16 protein-coding genes are annotated in these 15,658 nt (G+C 68.9%); 5 read left to right on the top strand and 11 right to left on the bottom strand.

Annotation, left to right across the window (positions count from 1 at the left end; translation table 11 throughout):
• The 8 genes from ACLJN9_RS22450 to ACLJN9_RS22485 all read right to left on the bottom strand — a co-directional run bounded on the left by ACLJN9_RS22450 (position 1) and on the right by ACLJN9_RS22485 (position 6,965).
• Positions 1-687: a hypothetical protein gene (locus ACLJN9_RS22450; RefSeq protein ID WP_410813462.1), complete on the bottom strand. Its 687-nt coding sequence runs from the start codon at positions 685-687 to the stop codon at positions 1-3.
• Positions 688-769: 82 nt separating this feature from the next.
• Positions 770-1,051, bottom strand: coding sequence for a WXG100 family type VII secretion target (locus tag ACLJN9_RS22455; protein ID WP_410813463.1), 282 nt, complete (start codon positions 1,049-1,051; stop codon positions 770-772).
• 41 nt (positions 1,052-1,092) lie between these two features.
• Positions 1,093-1,380 (bottom strand): hypothetical protein, encoded by a 288-nt coding sequence (locus ACLJN9_RS22460; RefSeq protein WP_410813464.1) that lies wholly within the window; start codon positions 1,378-1,380, stop codon positions 1,093-1,095.
• Positions 1,381-1,513: 133 nt separating this feature from the next.
• The gene (locus tag ACLJN9_RS22465; RefSeq protein ID WP_410813465.1) at positions 1,514-3,055 is read right to left on the bottom strand and encodes a ricin-type beta-trefoil lectin domain protein; all 1,542 of its coding nucleotides are present in this window, start codon (positions 3,053-3,055) and stop codon (positions 1,514-1,516) included.
• A 111-nt stretch (positions 3,056-3,166) separates the two neighbouring features.
• Entirely contained in the window at positions 3,167-3,460 is a 294-nt protein-coding gene (locus ACLJN9_RS22470) for a hypothetical protein (protein WP_410813466.1), read from the bottom strand.
• 90 nt (positions 3,461-3,550) lie between these two features.
• Positions 3,551-4,036, bottom strand: coding sequence for a glutaredoxin domain-containing protein (locus tag ACLJN9_RS22475; protein ID WP_410813467.1), 486 nt, complete (start codon positions 4,034-4,036; stop codon positions 3,551-3,553).
• Entirely contained in the window at positions 4,033-5,397 is a 1,365-nt protein-coding gene (locus tag ACLJN9_RS22480; protein WP_410813468.1) for an FAD-binding oxidoreductase, read from the bottom strand. Before ACLJN9_RS22480 ends, ACLJN9_RS22475 begins: the two co-directional genes overlap by 4 nt.
• 110 nt (positions 5,398-5,507) lie before the next feature.
• Positions 5,508-6,965, bottom strand: a complete 1,458-nt coding sequence (locus ACLJN9_RS22485) for an alpha/beta fold hydrolase (protein WP_410813469.1) — start codon at positions 6,963-6,965, stop codon at positions 5,508-5,510.
• Between the two features lie 378 nt (positions 6,966-7,343).
• On the opposite strand from ACLJN9_RS22485, the gene ACLJN9_RS22490 reads away from it, so the two are divergent.
• On the top strand, positions 7,344-8,078 hold the full coding sequence (locus ACLJN9_RS22490) for a MerR family transcriptional regulator (RefSeq protein ID WP_410813470.1): 735 nt from the start codon (positions 7,344-7,346) through the stop codon (positions 8,076-8,078).
• Positions 8,079-8,194: 116 nt separating this feature from the next.
• Here the strand turns inward: ACLJN9_RS22490 and ACLJN9_RS22495 are convergent, their stop codons facing one another.
• The 3 genes from ACLJN9_RS22495 to ACLJN9_RS22505 form a co-directional block, all read right to left on the bottom strand.
• Positions 8,195-9,157 (bottom strand): zinc-binding dehydrogenase, encoded by a 963-nt coding sequence (locus ACLJN9_RS22495; RefSeq protein WP_410813628.1) that lies wholly within the window; start codon positions 9,155-9,157, stop codon positions 8,195-8,197.
• A 108-nt stretch (positions 9,158-9,265) separates the two neighbouring features.
• Entirely contained in the window at positions 9,266-9,919 is a 654-nt protein-coding gene (locus tag ACLJN9_RS22500) for a hypothetical protein (protein ID WP_410813471.1), read from the bottom strand.
• A gap of 165 nt (positions 9,920-10,084) precedes the next feature.
• Positions 10,085-11,629 carry an alpha/beta hydrolase gene (locus ACLJN9_RS22505; RefSeq protein ID WP_410813472.1) on the bottom strand — a complete coding sequence of 515 codons (1,545 nt, stop codon included), beginning with the start codon at positions 11,627-11,629 and terminating at the stop codon, positions 10,085-10,087.
• Positions 11,630-12,107: 478 nt separating this feature from the next.
• Here ACLJN9_RS22505 and ACLJN9_RS22510 point away from each other — a divergent pair, with 478 nt between their 5' ends.
• Genes ACLJN9_RS22510 through ACLJN9_RS22525 form a run of 4 tightly spaced genes read left to right on the top strand, consistent with a single transcriptional unit; the run spans position 12,108 to position 15,601 of the window.
• Positions 12,108-13,004, top strand: coding sequence for an ABC transporter ATP-binding protein (locus ACLJN9_RS22510; protein ID WP_410813473.1), 897 nt, complete (start codon positions 12,108-12,110; stop codon positions 13,002-13,004).
• Positions 13,001-13,750 carry an ABC transporter permease gene (locus tag ACLJN9_RS22515; protein ID WP_410813474.1) on the top strand — a complete coding sequence of 250 codons (750 nt, stop codon included), beginning with the start codon at positions 13,001-13,003 and terminating at the stop codon, positions 13,748-13,750. The genes ACLJN9_RS22510 and ACLJN9_RS22515 overlap by 4 nt, the downstream gene beginning before the upstream one ends.
• Positions 13,751-13,793: 43 nt before the next feature.
• Positions 13,794-14,948, top strand: a complete 1,155-nt coding sequence (locus tag ACLJN9_RS22520; protein ID WP_410813475.1) for a sensor histidine kinase — start codon at positions 13,794-13,796, stop codon at positions 14,946-14,948.
• Positions 14,945-15,601, top strand: a complete 657-nt coding sequence (locus tag ACLJN9_RS22525; RefSeq protein WP_410813476.1) for a response regulator — start codon at positions 14,945-14,947, stop codon at positions 15,599-15,601. Before ACLJN9_RS22520 ends, ACLJN9_RS22525 begins: the two co-directional genes overlap by 4 nt.
• Positions 15,602-15,658 lie beyond the last annotated feature (57 nt).

Here is a 15,658-nt window from a genome sequence, read left to right on the forward strand (position 1 = left end):
CTACTTCTCGTCGTCCTCGGGCGTGACGTCCGCGGTGAAGCTACTGCTCTGCGGCACCGCCTGGTTGTTCGCGCTGTCGGTGAAGAACCCGCCCTCGTAGTCGAAGTCGAGGACGTCGGTGTCGGTGAAGAGCACGTCCGGAGTGATGGAGGCGTCCGGGAAGACGGTGACGTTCAGGTCCTCCGGCGCCGGCAGGGTCACCGAGACCGTCCCGTCCTCGGCCTTCTTCGCCTCGCCCGTCATCGGGTCGACCTCGAAGCCGAGGCGCGCGCCGTCGCGGTTGGCATTGTCACCGGTGTCGTACGTCTCCTCGCCCTCGGCGGGCGGGATGGTGAGGCCGCCGACCGACCCGGTCCAGGCCGCGATCTCGTCGACGGCCTTGCCCTGGAGCGAGTCGGCGTTCGCCTGGTCCTGCTGCTCGAAGATGTCGGCGATGGTGCGCAGCCGCGCACCGAGGGCCTCGAAGGACGCCTGCAGGTCGAGGGCGTGCTGGCGGAGGCCGGCACCCCGGTCGGCGACCATGGCCTCGATCCACTGGGCGGCGTCGAGCTTGCCGGCCTCCAGCGTGCTGGTGTCCGCCGCCGTCTCGAAGATCGTCATGCTGCTGTCGGTCATGAGACCCTCGATCTGTTTCGCCGCGTCGCGCAACGCCGCGAGGTCGATCTCGGTGCTGTCCGAGCTGGCCATACTCACTGCTCCTTTCCGGGCCGATGCGTGCGTCGCGCGGTGCGGGCGGCGGCGGCACGGGGCTCGCCGCCGCCCGCGCGGGCTACCGGGCGCCGAGCTTCTTGTCGGTCGCCTGGTAGTCGGCGAACTTCTCGGCGAGGTCGTTGCTCCGCTTGAGCGTGGCGTCGTTCAGCTCGGTGATCCCGTCCCGGACCTTCTGGGCCTTCTGGTCGTAGTTGGTGACGTAGTCGCCGTTGAAGGCGAGAACCCTCTCCGCCTCCTGCTGGAGGACGTCCAACTGGGCGATCACGGCGTCGCTGATGCGCTTCATCTCGTCGTACGCGACGTCCATCGAGTCGTAGTCGTACTTGATGTAATCCGACATGGAGGAAGCTCCTTCTTGAGATCTGAGGGGGACGACGACGATCAGACGAGGGAGCCGCCCTGGTCCTGGTTCAGCCGCTCCAGCTCCTTCTTGCAGTCGCGCAGGAACACCTCGCACTCGACGAGCTTGTCGAGGATGCCGCGCATGTCCACGCTCCACGCGTCCTGAACGTTGTTCAGCTTCTCCATGAGTTCGCCGGCGTTGGCCGCGTAGAGGTCGTTGACGGTGTCGTCGAGACCCTTACGTTGGCCGTCGAGGTCCTGCTCGGCGGCCTGGTGGTTGTCCGCCGCCATCTCGACGTCGTCCGGGGTGATGTCGGTGATCGCCATGCTGGCTGCCTCCTGTGCACCGGTGATCGCTGGCACCGGTAGACAACCAGCCGGCGGGCGAGCACGGGACCGTCCAGGAGGCTCGCGGGCCGTTCTCCGGGGATTTCCCTCACCCCGGGGAACAGCTGGCCGATCAGGTGATCGGTCGCCAGGTCTGCTTGTCGTTGTAGACGCAGGTCCAGATGGCCGTGGTCGCCCAGTCCCAACCGATGTCCAGGCACATACCGCCGTTCACCACGCTGATCACGGCGTTGTCGCGGACCGTCCAGCGCTGGGTGGCGGCGCCGTTGCAGGTGGCGGTCTGCACGATGGTGCCGTCGGTGACACCGCTGTCGTTCACGTCGAGGCAGAGTCCGCTGCGCGCGGAACGGATCGTGCGGTCCGACCGCACCTGCCAGCGCTGCGACACCGAGTACGGCGCGCACGGCTCGACCCGGGAGGCGAGCAGATCGGTGCCCGCGCCGGCGTCCAGGCACTTCCCCGACTGCTCGTGCGCGAACATCGTCCCGGACGGTTTCCGGCTCGGGGTGGGCTTGGGTTTCGCCGGCCTGCGCGACGGGCTGGCCGGCGCGGCCGTCGGCCGCGCCGGGGTGGCCGACGGAGAACCCGACGGGGTACGGGACCCCGACGGCGCCGGAGAGGGCGTGGGGACGGGAACACCGCCGAGGCGGGTGTCGAGCCGGTAGAAGTCGCTGTAGCGGCGGACCCGCTCCAGGAACGACTGGGTCATCGCGTCCGGGACACCACCCGCCCGGCGGACGGTGTCCTCGCCCGAGTGCCACGCGGCGAGCGCGAGCAGGTAGGGGTCACCCGGCAGCCCGTCCAGTTCCCGCGCCAGTTGGCACATGGCCGCAGCGAGCACGCCGACCGCGTCCGCGGCGTCCGATCGCGACGCGTTCGCGGGCGCATAACGCTGCCACAGCTCCAGGGGTACGCCGGCGATGCCACCCGCGCCGTCCGTGTGCAGGCCGGACACCGCCATCAGCTGCCCGGCGAGCGCGGCGGCGGGGACCTGCGGGCAGAGCCGGCCGGCGCGGGCGATCGGCGGAACGAGCGCGTCGGGCAGGGGTACGGCGTCGGACACCGTTCCGGCCGTGAGCGCGGCGGCACCGGCCTCGGCGAAGTGGGGAAGCCCCTGGTAGTAGCTCGCGTAGCCGACGGCCCGCCGCACGTAGTCGGACGCCGCGTCGGGCACCCCGCCGGCCTCGGTCACCGCCGGCACACCGGCCTGGAAGCCGGCCAGCGCCAGCCGCCAGGGGTCGCCCTTGATGCCGTACTGCCGGATCTCGCCGCCGAGCTGGCACATCAGGTGCGACAGCGCGGCCACGGCGGCCATCGTTTCGGTACGCTGCGCGCCCTGCCACGGCGCCCACCGCCGCCACTGCGGGTCGTCGAGGCCGGCCAGGCCCCTGCCGCCGGACTCGGTGCTGGCCGCGCTCGCGGCCAGGCCGGACTCGGCCATCAACTGTCCGGCGACCCGAGCCGAGGTGAGCATCGGGCAGGCGTGTCCCGCGGCCAGCACGGCGGACAACTGTTCGTCGGAGAGCGGTCGTCCGACCAGCTCGTCCTGACCGGCGTGCGCGATCACGCCGATGCCCACGGCGGCGGCGACACCGACCGCGATCAGGCCGGCGACCCAGCCACGACCACGCCGGAACAGCCCAGCGACCCGCACGTTCCGTCCCTCCGACGACGACGCCACCCACCTGCAACGAGATCCGCCGCCGTCCGGTTCACCGCTGCGGCGCCACGGCACGGGATTCGTGTCCACGCCGGGTGCAGGAGGTCAGCTGAGGCGCTTCCAGATCAGTCCGAAGAGGAGTCCGGTGGCTCCACCCATGGCGGCGATGACGATACCGCTGGTCACGCTGCTGTGCTTGACGACGTGGGCGAGGACGAACATCGAGGTGAAGAAGGCGATGAAGCCCAGGCCGGCGATGAAGCGGTCCTGGATTCGGAGTAGGCGTCGTCCGGTGGTGGAGCGGGGGGTGTCGGCGGTACTGCGATTGTCCAGGAAGAGCGCGATCAGCAGTAGCGGTACCACCTGCATGGCGCTCTCGTAGATCAGGTAGTCGTTCATCGGTCTCGGCCTTGGCCGTGAGCTGGCGATGTCATGGTGCCGGGACCTTCCTGTCGGGGAACGGCGGTAACGCCCGCAGCTGACCGGACGTCACGACGTCTTGAGCTGGGCCTTGACCCATCCCGGCTGAGGGTTGGTGCGGGCACCGTCGGCGGTGATCACGGTGGGTGTGGTCTCGTTGCCGTCATTGAGACTTCGGGTTGCGGCTGCGGCATTCTCGTCGGCCCAGATGTCCACCCAGATCGCACGCGAGCCGGCGGTGCCCAGCGTCAGCCGCAGCCGGATGCAGTACGCGCAGCCGGGCTTCCACAGAATCAGCGGTACACCGCGGGTCTGCGCAAGCTGCTGCGCGGTTGTCCAGTCGGGGCCACGCGGAAACAGCACCGGCGACACCAGCCAGCCGGCGACGAGAAGGGCGACGGTGAGAACGAGCCCGGTAGCCCGATCACCACCTGTCACGGTGATCAGGGCGACGATCCCGGCGGCGGCAATCGCGATTGCGGCGCCTCTCCATCGACGGACGAACATCGCCCGTCGGGCTTTCGGGCTGCGAGCCGCCTCGGGCTTCGGTGTCATCGGCTGTTCTCCTGTGTGCGGATGGGTAGTGGTGTGGCGGTGAAGACTCCACGCGGGTCGTAGCGTTGCTTCACGTCGAGTAGTCGCGTCGTGTTCGGGCCGTAGGCGTGGACGACCTGTTCGTTCTGGTCGGGTGCGAGGAAGTTGGGGTAGCCCCCGGGTAGTGCGTACAGGGCCAGGTCGGCGCTGACCGCCTCGACCCAGTCCCGGAAGGGTGCGGCGTCCTCGTGCGGGGCGCGGCCGGCTGAGATTTCCAGCACGATGTGCGGGGTGCGAAGCCCGAAGGCGGTGGCTTCGGCGTCCACGCGTGTGGCGGCACCGTGGAACTGGCGGAGTCCGATTCCGGCTCCGGGGCCCGGACGTGTGTTCGCCCCGGCGATCAGCACGTCGATGATGTCGGGGGTCAGAGCGGCTATCGACCGGGTACGGATCTCCCAGTGCATCCCCCGGGGGACCTGCTGGTCGAACTGTTGCAGCAGGTCTTTCTGCCTGGCCGGGCCGATGGTGCTCGACAGCGGACTGCCGAGCCGTAGGACCCTGTCCAGGGTCGCCTGTGCCAGGTGTGGCTCCCCGGACCAGACCGGCACGGCGAGCAGGCATGGACCGATCTGTGAGGCTACCGTCATCTCGATCAGCAGAGTCAGTTCGTCGGGCGCTTGGGCGATGACGTCGGCGTAGCGGGCGAGGACGGCGTCGGCCTCCTCCCAGGGGAAGATGATCATGCCGCCGACGAGACCGCGGTCGCGGTGCAGACGGATTCCCATCCGGGTGACCACACCGAAGTTTCCGCCCCCGCCCCGAAGTGCCCAGAGCAGTTCGGGTTCGTCCTCGGTGTGGACGACTCGCCCGTCGGCCAGCACTACTTCGGCCCACAGCAGATTGTCGGCGGCCAGGCCCGCCGTACCCAGCAGCGGCCCATAACCGCCACCGAGAGACAACCCGGCCATGCCGACAACGCCGGCGGTCCCCGTGGCCACGTTCAGACCGTGTGGCGCTGCGGCCGCCACCACGTCGGCCGCCCGGACTCCACCACCGGCCACAGCGTCACCGTTCACGATCTGCATGTCGCGCATCGCACCGAGGTCGATCACCAGGCCGCCGTCACACAACGCCCGGCCCGCGACGTCGTGACCACCAGCGCGCACCGACAGCCCGATACCGCACTGGCACGCCGCGGTGACCGCCACCGACGTCTCTTGCGCATCGCGGGGCCTCACCACCCGGGCCGGGCGCGTCACGACCGCACCGTTCCAGAGATCCACTGCGCTGTCGTAGGCGAGATCCCCCGGCCTGCTCACCCGGTCACCAGGCAGACGCTGATGCAGGAGATGGGCCAGCTGGCCGAGCGCATCCATAGTCATGGCGTTCCTCATGGGCTTGTCGATAATGGCTTCCTCGGAAAGCGGATGGGGCTCCTCCCCGTCTCGGAGGACGGTGCACCTGGTCCCTCAAAGGGAACCAACAGTCCTACTCAGAGGCGGCAGCGCTGATCCTTGCCGGGGGGCTTGAGGTTGATGAGGTAGTCGGCGAAGACGTCGTTGACGCAGGGGTTGATTCCTGCCTGGGCGACGGTGTGCCTGGCGCCCTCGACGGTGAGCATGGTGCCGCCGAGGGAGTCGGTCAGGACCTGGCCGGCCGCGTAGGGGGCGGAAGGATCGCCGGTGACGGAGATGATCAGGGTGTCGGGCAGGTCTTTGACGTCCCGGGCGTAGGGGATGCCGAGGCTGGGCTTGCCGGGCCACGACTCGCACGCGTCGCGGGTGACTCCTTCGACCTTCTCGCCGGTAGCCAGGTAGGGGCTGGTCCTGATGATGTCGGCGCGTAGCCGGGCTTCTTCCTCGGGGGTGCGGCGCACTTCGTCGTTGCAGTTGATGGCGAGGTTGGCCTCGAGGTAGTTGGTCCAGGCACCGGAGGGCTCCCGGCCGCCGAACTGCTCGTAGATGGCCAGGAGCAGCTTCCCGTCGCCCTGCTCCAGCTGGGTGAGGCCCTTGATGACCGCGGGCCAGGCCTCGGAGTAGTAGAGGCCGGCGGTGATGCCTCCGGTCGCCTGATTGAAGTTCAGCGTGCGACCCTCGCCAGCAGGGATGGGCTTGTTGATCAGCGGCTGGACCAGCTTCTGGAAGACGGCCGTGGCCTGGCTGGGGTCGCTACCCAGCGGACAGTCCTTGCTCTTGGCACACGAGGCTGCCAGTTGCTGAAAGATTTGTTGGAAGCCGGCCTGTTGCGTGAGCCGCCGCTGAGGGTTCTCCAGGGTGGGGTCGAGCACACCGTCCAGGACCATGGCCCGGACGTTCTTGGCGAACATCTCGGCGTAGACCGCGCCGAGGCGGGTGCCGTAGCTCTGCCCGGCGAAGGTCAACTCTTCCTCGCCCAACGCCGCACGCAGAACGTCCATGTCGCGGGCGACGTTGCGGGTACCGACAGCGGACAGAACCTGTTCACCGCCCGAACCCTTCGCACAGCGCTGCGCGAGTTCACGGGTGTCGTCCGCGCTCCACTGCCCCGCAGATGCCAACAGCGTCGTCTGGTCCTCACCACGATCACGTTCCTCGTTGGTGAAGCAACTGATCGCGGGGGTCGACGATCCGACCCCGCGCGGGTCGAACCCGACCACGTCGAACCGCTGCAGCAACGGGCTCTTCGCGAACGCGGCTCCGAACACCGTCGCCTGACTCATGCCCGATCCACCCGGGCCGCCCGGGTTGAGCACCAGTGACCCGATACGTTGCCCCGCGTCCCCCTGAGCGGGTAGGCGGAGCACCGCGACCTGCATGGTCTGGCCCTTGGGGTCCCCGTAGTTCAGGGGCACCTCCAACCGGGCGCACTCGAAGGGAGCGACGAATTGCTTCTTCTCACCAGGGGTGGTGCCGAAACCCTCACACGAACCGAAGGACAACCTCTGGCCGTAGAAGGTATCCAGTCCGCCCACGGCCGACTGCGGCGTCGTGCCAGCCGGAGTCGGGGCGCTGGTGCAGGCAGTCAGCGATGCGATCACCGCTGTCACGCCCAGTGCGGCCCCGACGACATCGGCGCGGCGCCGACGAGAGGATGGGGCGAGTCGGGCCCTGGGTGAGCCAGAGTCGGGCAAAATCATGAGAGAGGCTCCAAGATCGGACAGCGCAGGTAGGTGCCGTCCAGGAAACACTCGGCCGTAACGGCACACTCAAGTCGTTCTGGGTGTGATCAGGAACGCACTTCGGCTTTCCGGTGGCAAACCTGTTGACTGTGCCGCTGCGGCATCGCCGTCAATGGCGCTTTCCGCGGCGGATCAGCGCCACTGACTTCACCTTAGGCTTGAGGGGGCGGCGTGGCCTGGAGCACCCGTGAGATTGCTCAGCTCGCTGGTACGAGCCTGCGCGCGGTGCGTCACTATCACGACATAGGTCTGCTGGAGCAACCGCACCGGCGGGCCAACGGCTACAAACAATATGGAGTTGCCCACCTCGTCCGGATCCTGCGTATCAAACGCCTGACGGAGCTGGGATTCTCGTTGTCCCAGATCGCTGCCATGCCAGACACCGAGGATCACCCCGCGGAGGCCCTGCGCACCCTCGATGCGGAACTCGCCGCCACGATCGAACGGCTACAGCGCGCCCGGGTCGAGCTCGGCCTCATCCTGCGTCAAGCCGCACCGACAGATCTGCCGTCCGAGTTCACCGCGGCGACCGCGGTGACCAACCTGCCCACCGCCGATCGATCATTCGTCACGGTGTTGAGCCGGGTCCTCGGGCCACAAGCCTTGCAGGCCTGGGCCGACATGCTGCAACAACCGGTCGTTGACAGCGCTGCCCTGCAGTTCACCCACCTGCCCGCCGACGCCGACGAGGAAACTCGCGCCGCGCTCGCGCAGAGCCTGGTCCCCTACGTACGTGGTCTGTACAGCGAGCACGCCGGCATCGGCATCACCAACGCCGGCACCCCGCACAGCAAGCGCTTCGTCGAAGAAACCGTCAGCGAGGCACTGCAACAGCTCTACAACCGCGCCCAACTAGATGTCCTACGCCGCACCAACCTCCTCCTCTCCCAACAACAGCTCCCCTGAAACAAGGACCCGGGTCGACAGCCGACGACGAACCTGGACTGCCCGGGTTCAGTTGACTCGCGGGGTTGGGTGGTTCGCAGCCGCGATCATGCTCTGCCGCAGCGGGGGTGTGGGCTCTACCCGAGATCCAGGACGGCCTTGCCGCTGAGGCCGCGGCTACGCAGCAGCTCGACGGCCTCGGCGACGCTCGTCCAGTCGCCGCGCCAGGCGATCCCCGGGTCCACGGCACCGGCGGCGACCCGGCCGGCGAGCCACGTCATCCCACGCCCGACGTCGGTCGCCTCCGGCATGAGGAAGGTGGCGATCGAGCGATTGTCCTGTCCCGGTCTGCTCAGCAGCGCCCCGACGGGGAACGTCTCCGCCTCCTGGGTGACGTGTCCGACCGCGACGAGGGTCCCGTTTCGCGTCAGCCGGGCGAACGCCTCGACCAGCACCCGGCCACCCACGGCGTCGACCACGCCGTCGAGCAGACCGTCGACCTCGGCGGGCGAGGAGACCACCGCGTCGGCACCGAGCGTGCGCAGCGTCGCGCCGTGGCGGGCCGGGTCGCCGGTCATGGCGAACACCTCGGCACCACCGAGTCGCCCGAGCTGCACCGCGTAACGGCCGACCCCACCGGTCGCCCCGGTCACCAGAACGCGACGCCCGAGCAGTGGCCCGATCCGGTCCAGCGCCGCCAGCGCGCTGACGCCCGCAACCGGAACGGTCGCCATCGCACCCAGATCCGCCTCGACCGGCACCACGCCGAGAAATGCGGTGTCCACGGCGCGCAGCTTCGCCCATCCGCCGGTCCAGCCGAACGAGACGACAGGGGTACCGACCGGTGGACCGCTGCCGTCGTCCGCCTCCTGCACGACGACGCCGGCCGCCTCCCAACCGGGGACGCTGCCGTCCGGCGCGTTATCCACGTTGTCCTGGATGTCGCCGTAGTTGAGCGACACAGCCGACACCGAGACGAGCACCTCGTTCGGCCGCGGGACAGGATCGGGCGCCGCACCGAGGCGGAGGCCGCCCGACACCGCGTGATCGACGATAAGTGCCTGCACCGCACTCTCCTCACATCTGCTATTGGCTGCCACAAGCGAATCGGGCGGCTCGGCCTGCAGGTCTTCCTTCTCCACGCCCGGTCGCAGGGTGGGTCAGACGCAGGCCGTTCGTCATCGCCTGCCTCCCGTCGGTGGTCATGGTCAGTTTCCTGCCGCGTCGAGGAGCCAGTGGTATCGCATGCGCAACGCGCGTTCGGTGCTGGCGATCGCGGCCGCGATGCCCAGCGTGATGTTGAGCCACAGCGGCAGGCTGATCAGCGGCTCAATGTTCCCGAAGCGGTCGGCAACGGGCGGGATCGCCGAGAGCGGCACGACGATCTGCTGGATCAGCAGTCCGACACCCACCAGGAGCACCAGGATCGACACCGCCCCGATGACGCGGCTTGCAGCGGGATGATTCCGTTCGAGACGTGCGCGTCGCCCCTCGGGCGACCGTGCGTCAGGCCTGAGCTGCCGCTCCGTCCCGTTCTCCGACACGAAGTGACACCGCTTGATCCCGAAGCCGCTCATCGCCACCTCGATCACGCCACCCTCGACGGGGAAGGCGATTGGCATCTTCCCCGTCGCCTGCTGACGCCCGTCCCGGTACAGCTGGGCCTTGACCTCGCCGGAGGACTGGCCGCCCCAGTGCCGCACATCCACCGCGTACTGGGACGGCCGACCCGATTGGTCGGTGTGATCGAGGTAGAGGAGGGCGCGGCCGGGCAGTTGCCACCACCGGAAGCGCTGGAGCTCCCGGCCGTCACCGGGCTTGACACGCCTCTCGGCGCGACGGCGTTGCCACTGCTGGAACACGGGTACCTCCCCGGCACTCGAAGGAGCGCCAATACGCTGAACCGGACGGCCGCGACCAATCGCCGTGCACGGACAAATCCACACGTCGCTGCAGGTGAGGAGCCAACTCCTGCTCGGGTGCAGGCGGCGCGGGCCTCCGTACCGACCGGGATGGAAATCCTCAGGTCAGTTGCGAGCGCAGGTGACGTCCTTGGCGGGGAATTCGCCCTCGACCAGGTACTTCGTGGTGATGCCCAGCGCGCAGGCGTTGTCGCCGGTGAAGTAGACGCCGTGCCCACTTGCGTCGACGGTTACCAGCGCGGAGCGCTTCTCGAACTTCTCGCGCAGCAGCTTTCCGCCCACCAGCGGCGTAACCGGGTCGCGGCGGTTCTGCAGGATCAGCACGTTGGCCGGTCCCTCATCATTGATCTTCACTGGCGGCTCGGACGGCTCGTACTTCCAGTAGGCGCAGGGGGTGATGTTGGCTCCAGCCGCGCCGAACATCGGAAGCCGCTTGCGATCCTCGGCCACCGCCCGCCGGTAGGTCTCCACGTCCTCCGGCCAGTCGAAGTCGTTGCAGGTGACGGCGAGAAACACGCTCAGGGCGTTGTCGTGTGGGGACGTCGGTGCAGGAGTCGCCGGTGCGCTTGGAGTCGTCGTCGCTGGTGCGGTCGGTGCCATCGTCTCTGGTGCGGTCGGCGCCGGGGCCGCAGCGGGATTCATGAACTCCTGCCAATACCGTGCCGTGGTGCCGTACGAGTTCTGGCTGTAGAGCCCGAAGAAGGTGAGGAACCGGAATTGGGCGCCGTCGCCGCCGGTGGGTAGCGGTGTCTTGTCGAGGCGTTCGGCGACTCTGAAGTAGGTCTCGCGGACCTGCGCGGGGGTTCGGCCCAGGCCGTACACGTCGTGCCGCGCCGCCGCCCAGTTCGCGAAGTCACCGAAGGTCTCTTCGAAGCCGACTCCATACTGGCGCATGCCGGATTGACTGAGGTAGGTGTCGCCGAGGTTGCTGTCGAGCACCACGCGGTCCGTGGTGTCCGGGAACAACGAGGTGTACGCCGAGCCCAGAGCCGTGCCGTACGACGCACCGTAGAAGCTGGCCTTCTTCTCGCCCAGCGCAATCCGGATGCGGTCCAGGTCGCGGGCCATGTTCGCGGTCGTCACGTGCCGCAGTCGGCCGTCCTTGTCGTTGGCGGCGCACCGTTCGGCCACCTCTTTGACGATCTTGGTCCGTTCGAGCACGGCGGCGTCGTCTGCCGGATACGGCGGGACGTTGCCCCAGTACGCTTCGCCGGGGGTGAGACCGCAGCCCACACTGGACGAGTGCCCGACGCCACGGGTGTCCATGCCGATCAGGTCGTAGGCGTCCGAGACGCTGGTGGGCATCCCCCGACTGATCAGGAAGGCCCCCTGGTTGAGGCCGGTGCCGCCCGGTCCGCCCGGATTCAGCAACAGCACGCCGCGCCGTTTGTCCGGCTTCGGGCTGGCGATCCGTGAGATCAGGAGTTCGATCTGGGTGCCGTCGGGTTTGCGGTAGTCGAGCGGCACCGGCACCTTTGCGCACTGCACCTGGACCGGCACCGTGATCACGACGTCCGCCGGGCATGCCGCCCAGGTCAGCGACGCGGTGGATCCCGCCTTCTTGTCCGACGACGCGGCCGGCAGCATCGTACCCAGCGCGCCCACCAGGCCGATGGCTCCTACCAGGGCGAACCATCGCCTTCGTCGCATCCTCGGCCTCCCTGGCCGTTCGGCGGTGTCCTCCGAGGGCTCATGTACCTGTGTCATGCCGCAAACGCTAGGTTCTCGCCGAACCACGATCGGGGTACCACGGTCGACACTTCGCTGCTGTCGGTGGTACCCAGGTGCCACTCGTGCAGCAGCACGACTGCCGCGGCAGCATCCCCTGGAGCTATCCGACAAAACCATGTCGCGACGATGGCATTCGACTGACGGCGGCGAGCGGAATCACCTCAACAGCGCCCGGTGTCGGTCGACCGCCCGACGGGTTTCCTTCGTCATCCATGGGCCGTTCGGCGCGATCGAGTACCCGTTGTGTCGGAGTGCGGATGGATGCGGAGAATCAGGTCGAAGGTTTTTCGACGCGGCCCACATTTCGCCGCCGAATGGCACCTGGGTACCACCGACGACCTCGAAGTGCCGACCGTGGTGCCACGATCCCGACCCAGCCGCAATTTAGCGTTGCGGCATGATTCAGATACGCGAACTAACCAAGCGGTACGGTGCCAAGACGGTCGTGGACCGCCTGTCGTTCACCGCGAAGCCCGGTCAGGTCACCGGCTTCCTCGGCCCGAACGGTGCAGGCAAGTCGACCACCATGCGAATGATCGTCGGCCTCGACGCGCCGAACTCGGGCGACGTGCTGGTCAACGGCAAGCCGTACGCGTCGGCGACAGCCCCGCTGCGCGAGATGGGCGTGCTGCTCGAGGCCAAGGCCGTACACCCCGGCCGCACGGCGGTCAGCCACCTGCTCGCGATGGCCCGCACGCACGGCATCCCGCGCTCCCGCGTCGACGAGGTGCTCGGCCTTGCCGGGCTGACCGCCGTCGCCCACAAGCGGGTCGGCGCCTTTTCTCTCGGCATGGGCCAGCGGCTCGGCATCGCCGCCGCGTTGCTCGGCGACCCGGCCGTGGTGATGCTCGACGAGCCGGTCAACGGTCTCGACCCCGAAGGTGTCCTCTGGGTGCGCAACCTGCTCGCCGGCCTGGCCGCCGAGGGTCGCACCGTGATGCTGTCGTCGCACCTGATGAGCGAGGTCTCGTTGGTCGCCGACCACCTGGTCATCGTCGGCCGGGGCAAGCTGCTCGCCGACACCACCGTTGCCGACCTCGTGACCTCGGAGGGCGTCCGGGTCGTCACCGCCGCCCCCGACGAGCTGCGCACGCTGATCGGCGGCCCCGGCGTCACGGTCACCTCGACCGGCGCCGAGGAACTGGTCGTCACCGGATGCTCGGCCCGAGAGATCGGACTGGCAGCCGCCAGGCGCGGCATCCCGCTCTTCGAACTCACACCGCAGAGCGCCTCGCTGGAAGAGGCGTTCATGGACCTGACCCGCGACGCTGTCGAATACGAGGCTGCCCGATGAAGATCACCCCTGGCGGCGTTGTCGCCGCCGAATGGACCAAGTTCTCCTCACTCCGATCCACCTGGATCACGACAGGTGTCTCCGTCCTCCTGCTCGTGGCGTTCGGCATGATCGCCTCGGCGTCCTTCTCGGGTGACGGCATGACGTCCGTCGACCTGGCCCTGTCCGGGAGCGCCCTGGCCGCCCTCGCCGTCGGAGTGCTCGGCGCACTGCTGGGGGCGGGCGAATACACCACCGGCATGATCCGGGCGACCCTCGCCGCGGTGCCACGCCGGCTGCCGGTGCTGTGGTCGAAGAGCCTCGTGGCCGGACTCGCCGCCTTCGTCACGATGACGGCCGGTGCCTTCGCGGCGTTCGCGCTGGGGTCGGCCGTCCTCAACGACAAGGTCGGCGGCCTGAGCCTCGGAGACGACGGCGTGCTGCGGGCCCTGATCGGAGGCGGCCTCTATCTGGGCTTGGTCGCGGTGCTCGGCGTCGCGCTCGGCATGCTCGTGCGCTCCAGCGCTGGCGCCATCGCCATCCTCGCCGGCCTGCTGCTGATCGTCCCCGGTCTCGCCGCGCTGCTGCCGGACGACTTCTCCGAGGCCATCACTCCCTACCTTCCGAGCAACGCGGGCAGCGCCGTGATGGCGCTGACCCACGGGAACGGCACCCTGGCGCCGTGGACCGGTCTGGCAGTCTTCGCCGGCTACGTCGTCGTCGCCCTCGCCTGCGCGGCGTATCGGCTCAAGAAGACCGACGCGTAAGGGAAAGGGGCATGAGGACCGGTGGGTACGGGAGAATCGGCTGATGAGCACGCAGGATTGGCTGGTGGACCGGCAGGGGTGGCTGCGGGCGTTCGACCGACGCCACCCGTGGGCCACGGACACTTTGGTGGCCGTCCCGATCGTGCTCTTCAGCATCCCGAAACTGATCGAGAAGCCCCTGTCGGCGACGATCGCGACAGTCGTCCTGCTGCCGCCGCTGTACTGGCGGCGGCGGCAGCCGTTCCCGGCGTTCCTGGTCACCGCCGCCACCGTGATGGTCCAGGGATGGCTCGGCGTCGGCGTCGGTGCCGGGGTGATCCTCCTCGTGATGCTCTTCGCGGTGGCTTCCCGCAGTTCGTGGCGGGCGCTGGCCTGGGCCGCCGGGATCACCGTGGCGCTGCTGGTCGCCGAGATCTACCTGTTCGAACCGGTCGAGGAGAACCGGACCTTCACCCTGTTGCTGGTACTCGGCACGGTGGCAGCCGCCGTCGCCTCCGGTGTCGCGTTGCGCACTCGCCGGGCGTACCTCACCGCTCTCGAGGACCGCGCCGCTCGCCTGGAGGTCGAGCGGGACCAGCGGGCCCGCCTCGCCGTGGCCGGCGAGCGGGCCCGGGTGGCGCGCGAGATGCACGACATCGTCGGCCATCACGTGTCGGTGATCGTGGGTCTCGCCGACGGCGGTGCCGCGCTCGCGACCTCGCGGGCCGAGCAGACCGCCGAACCGCTCCGGCTGATCGGGGAGACCGGCCGGCAGGCGTTGGCCGAGTTGCGCCGGGTGCTGGGCGTGCTGCGCGACGACGGCGCCGATCCGCAGCTGAGCCCACAGCCCGGCATCGACGATCTCGACCGGCTGCTGCCGAGTGTGCGGGGGGCGGGGCTGGCGGTCACGTACTCCACCTCGGGCGATCTGCACACCCTCGGCCGAGGCGTGCAGCTCGCGGTCTACCGCATCGTTCAGGAAGCGCTCACCAACACCCTCAAACACGCGGGGCGCGGCGCGGCCGCGGAGGTAACTGTCACTGCCTCCGACGGAGAGGTACGGGTACGCGTACGCGACAACGGCCGGGGCGCACCCGCCGCACCGAACCACGGCCTGGTCGGCATGCGGGAACGCGCCGCCATGTACGGCGCCGTGATGACCGCCGGCCCGGCCGAGCAGGGCTGGCTGGTCGACGTCGTACTCAGGGAGCCGTCATGACCACGGTGCTGATCGCCGACGACCAGCCCTTGCAGCGCATGGGTTTCAAGATGTTGCTCGACGGCACGCCCGGGATGAGCATGGTGGGCGAAGCCTCGACCGGCGCCGAGGCGGTGCGGATGGTCGAACGGATCCGGCCCGACGTGGTGCTGATGGACGTGCGCATGCCCGGCATGGACGGCATCGAGGCCACCCGCCGGATCATCGGGGCCGGTTCGCGCACCCGCGTACTGATCCTCACCACATTCGACCTGGACGAATACGTCTACGCCGGGTTGCGCGCCGGCGCGAGCGGTTTCCTGCTCAAGGACGCCCGCCCGGAGGAGTTGATCGCCGGTATCCGAGCCGTCGCGAGTGGCGACTCGGTGGTGGCTCCCAGCCTGACCCGCAAGCTGATGGACGCCTACCTGGAGGATTCCGCCTCGGCGTCGCCGACGGATCCCTCGCTGGCCACGCTCAGCGAGCGGGAGCGGGAGGTTCTCGAGGCGATCGGGCAGGGTGCCACGAACACCGAGATCGCCCAACGCTTCACCCTCACCGAATCGACCGTGAAGAAGCACGTCGGGCGGGTCCTCGCCAAGATCGGTGCTAGGGACCGGGTCCAGGCCGTCATATTCGCGTACGACAACGGCGTCGTCCGGCCGCAGGCCTGAAGCACGCCACCTGTCGAAGCCGCCGCGCACTCGCGCCCGGCATCGTCGCCATCCGAG

This window comes from Micromonospora sp. 067-2 (assembly GCF_046549295.1).
Taxonomy (GTDB): Bacteria; Actinomycetota; Actinomycetes; order Mycobacteriales; family Micromonosporaceae; genus Micromonospora.

Coding starts and splice junctions, on each gene's coding strand:
- ACLJN9_RS22470 (WP_410813466.1), bottom strand. CDS start 3,460: ATGAACGACTACCTGATCTACGAGAGCGCCATGCAGGTGGTACCGCTA.
- ACLJN9_RS22510 (WP_410813473.1), top strand. CDS start 12,108: ATGATTCAGATACGCGAACTAACCAAGCGGTACGGTGCCAAGACGGTC.
- ACLJN9_RS22520 (WP_410813475.1), top strand. CDS start 13,794: ATGAGCACGCAGGATTGGCTGGTGGACCGGCAGGGGTGGCTGCGGGCG.
- ACLJN9_RS22515 (WP_410813474.1), top strand. CDS start 13,001: ATGAAGATCACCCCTGGCGGCGTTGTCGCCGCCGAATGGACCAAGTTC.
- ACLJN9_RS22450 (WP_410813462.1), bottom strand. CDS start 687: ATGGCCAGCTCGGACAGCACCGAGATCGACCTCGCGGCGTTGCGCGAC.
- ACLJN9_RS22455 (WP_410813463.1), bottom strand. CDS start 1,051: ATGTCGGATTACATCAAGTACGACTACGACTCGATGGACGTCGCGTAC.
- ACLJN9_RS22480 (WP_410813468.1), bottom strand. CDS start 5,397: ATGACTATGGATGCGCTCGGCCAGCTGGCCCATCTCCTGCATCAGCGT.
- ACLJN9_RS22460 (WP_410813464.1), bottom strand. CDS start 1,380: ATGGCGATCACCGACATCACCCCGGACGACGTCGAGATGGCGGCGGAC.
- ACLJN9_RS22475 (WP_410813467.1), bottom strand. CDS start 4,036: ATGACACCGAAGCCCGAGGCGGCTCGCAGCCCGAAAGCCCGACGGGCG.
- ACLJN9_RS22505 (WP_410813472.1), bottom strand. CDS start 11,629: ATGCGACGAAGGCGATGGTTCGCCCTGGTAGGAGCCATCGGCCTGGTG.
- ACLJN9_RS22525 (WP_410813476.1), top strand. CDS start 14,945: ATGACCACGGTGCTGATCGCCGACGACCAGCCCTTGCAGCGCATGGGT.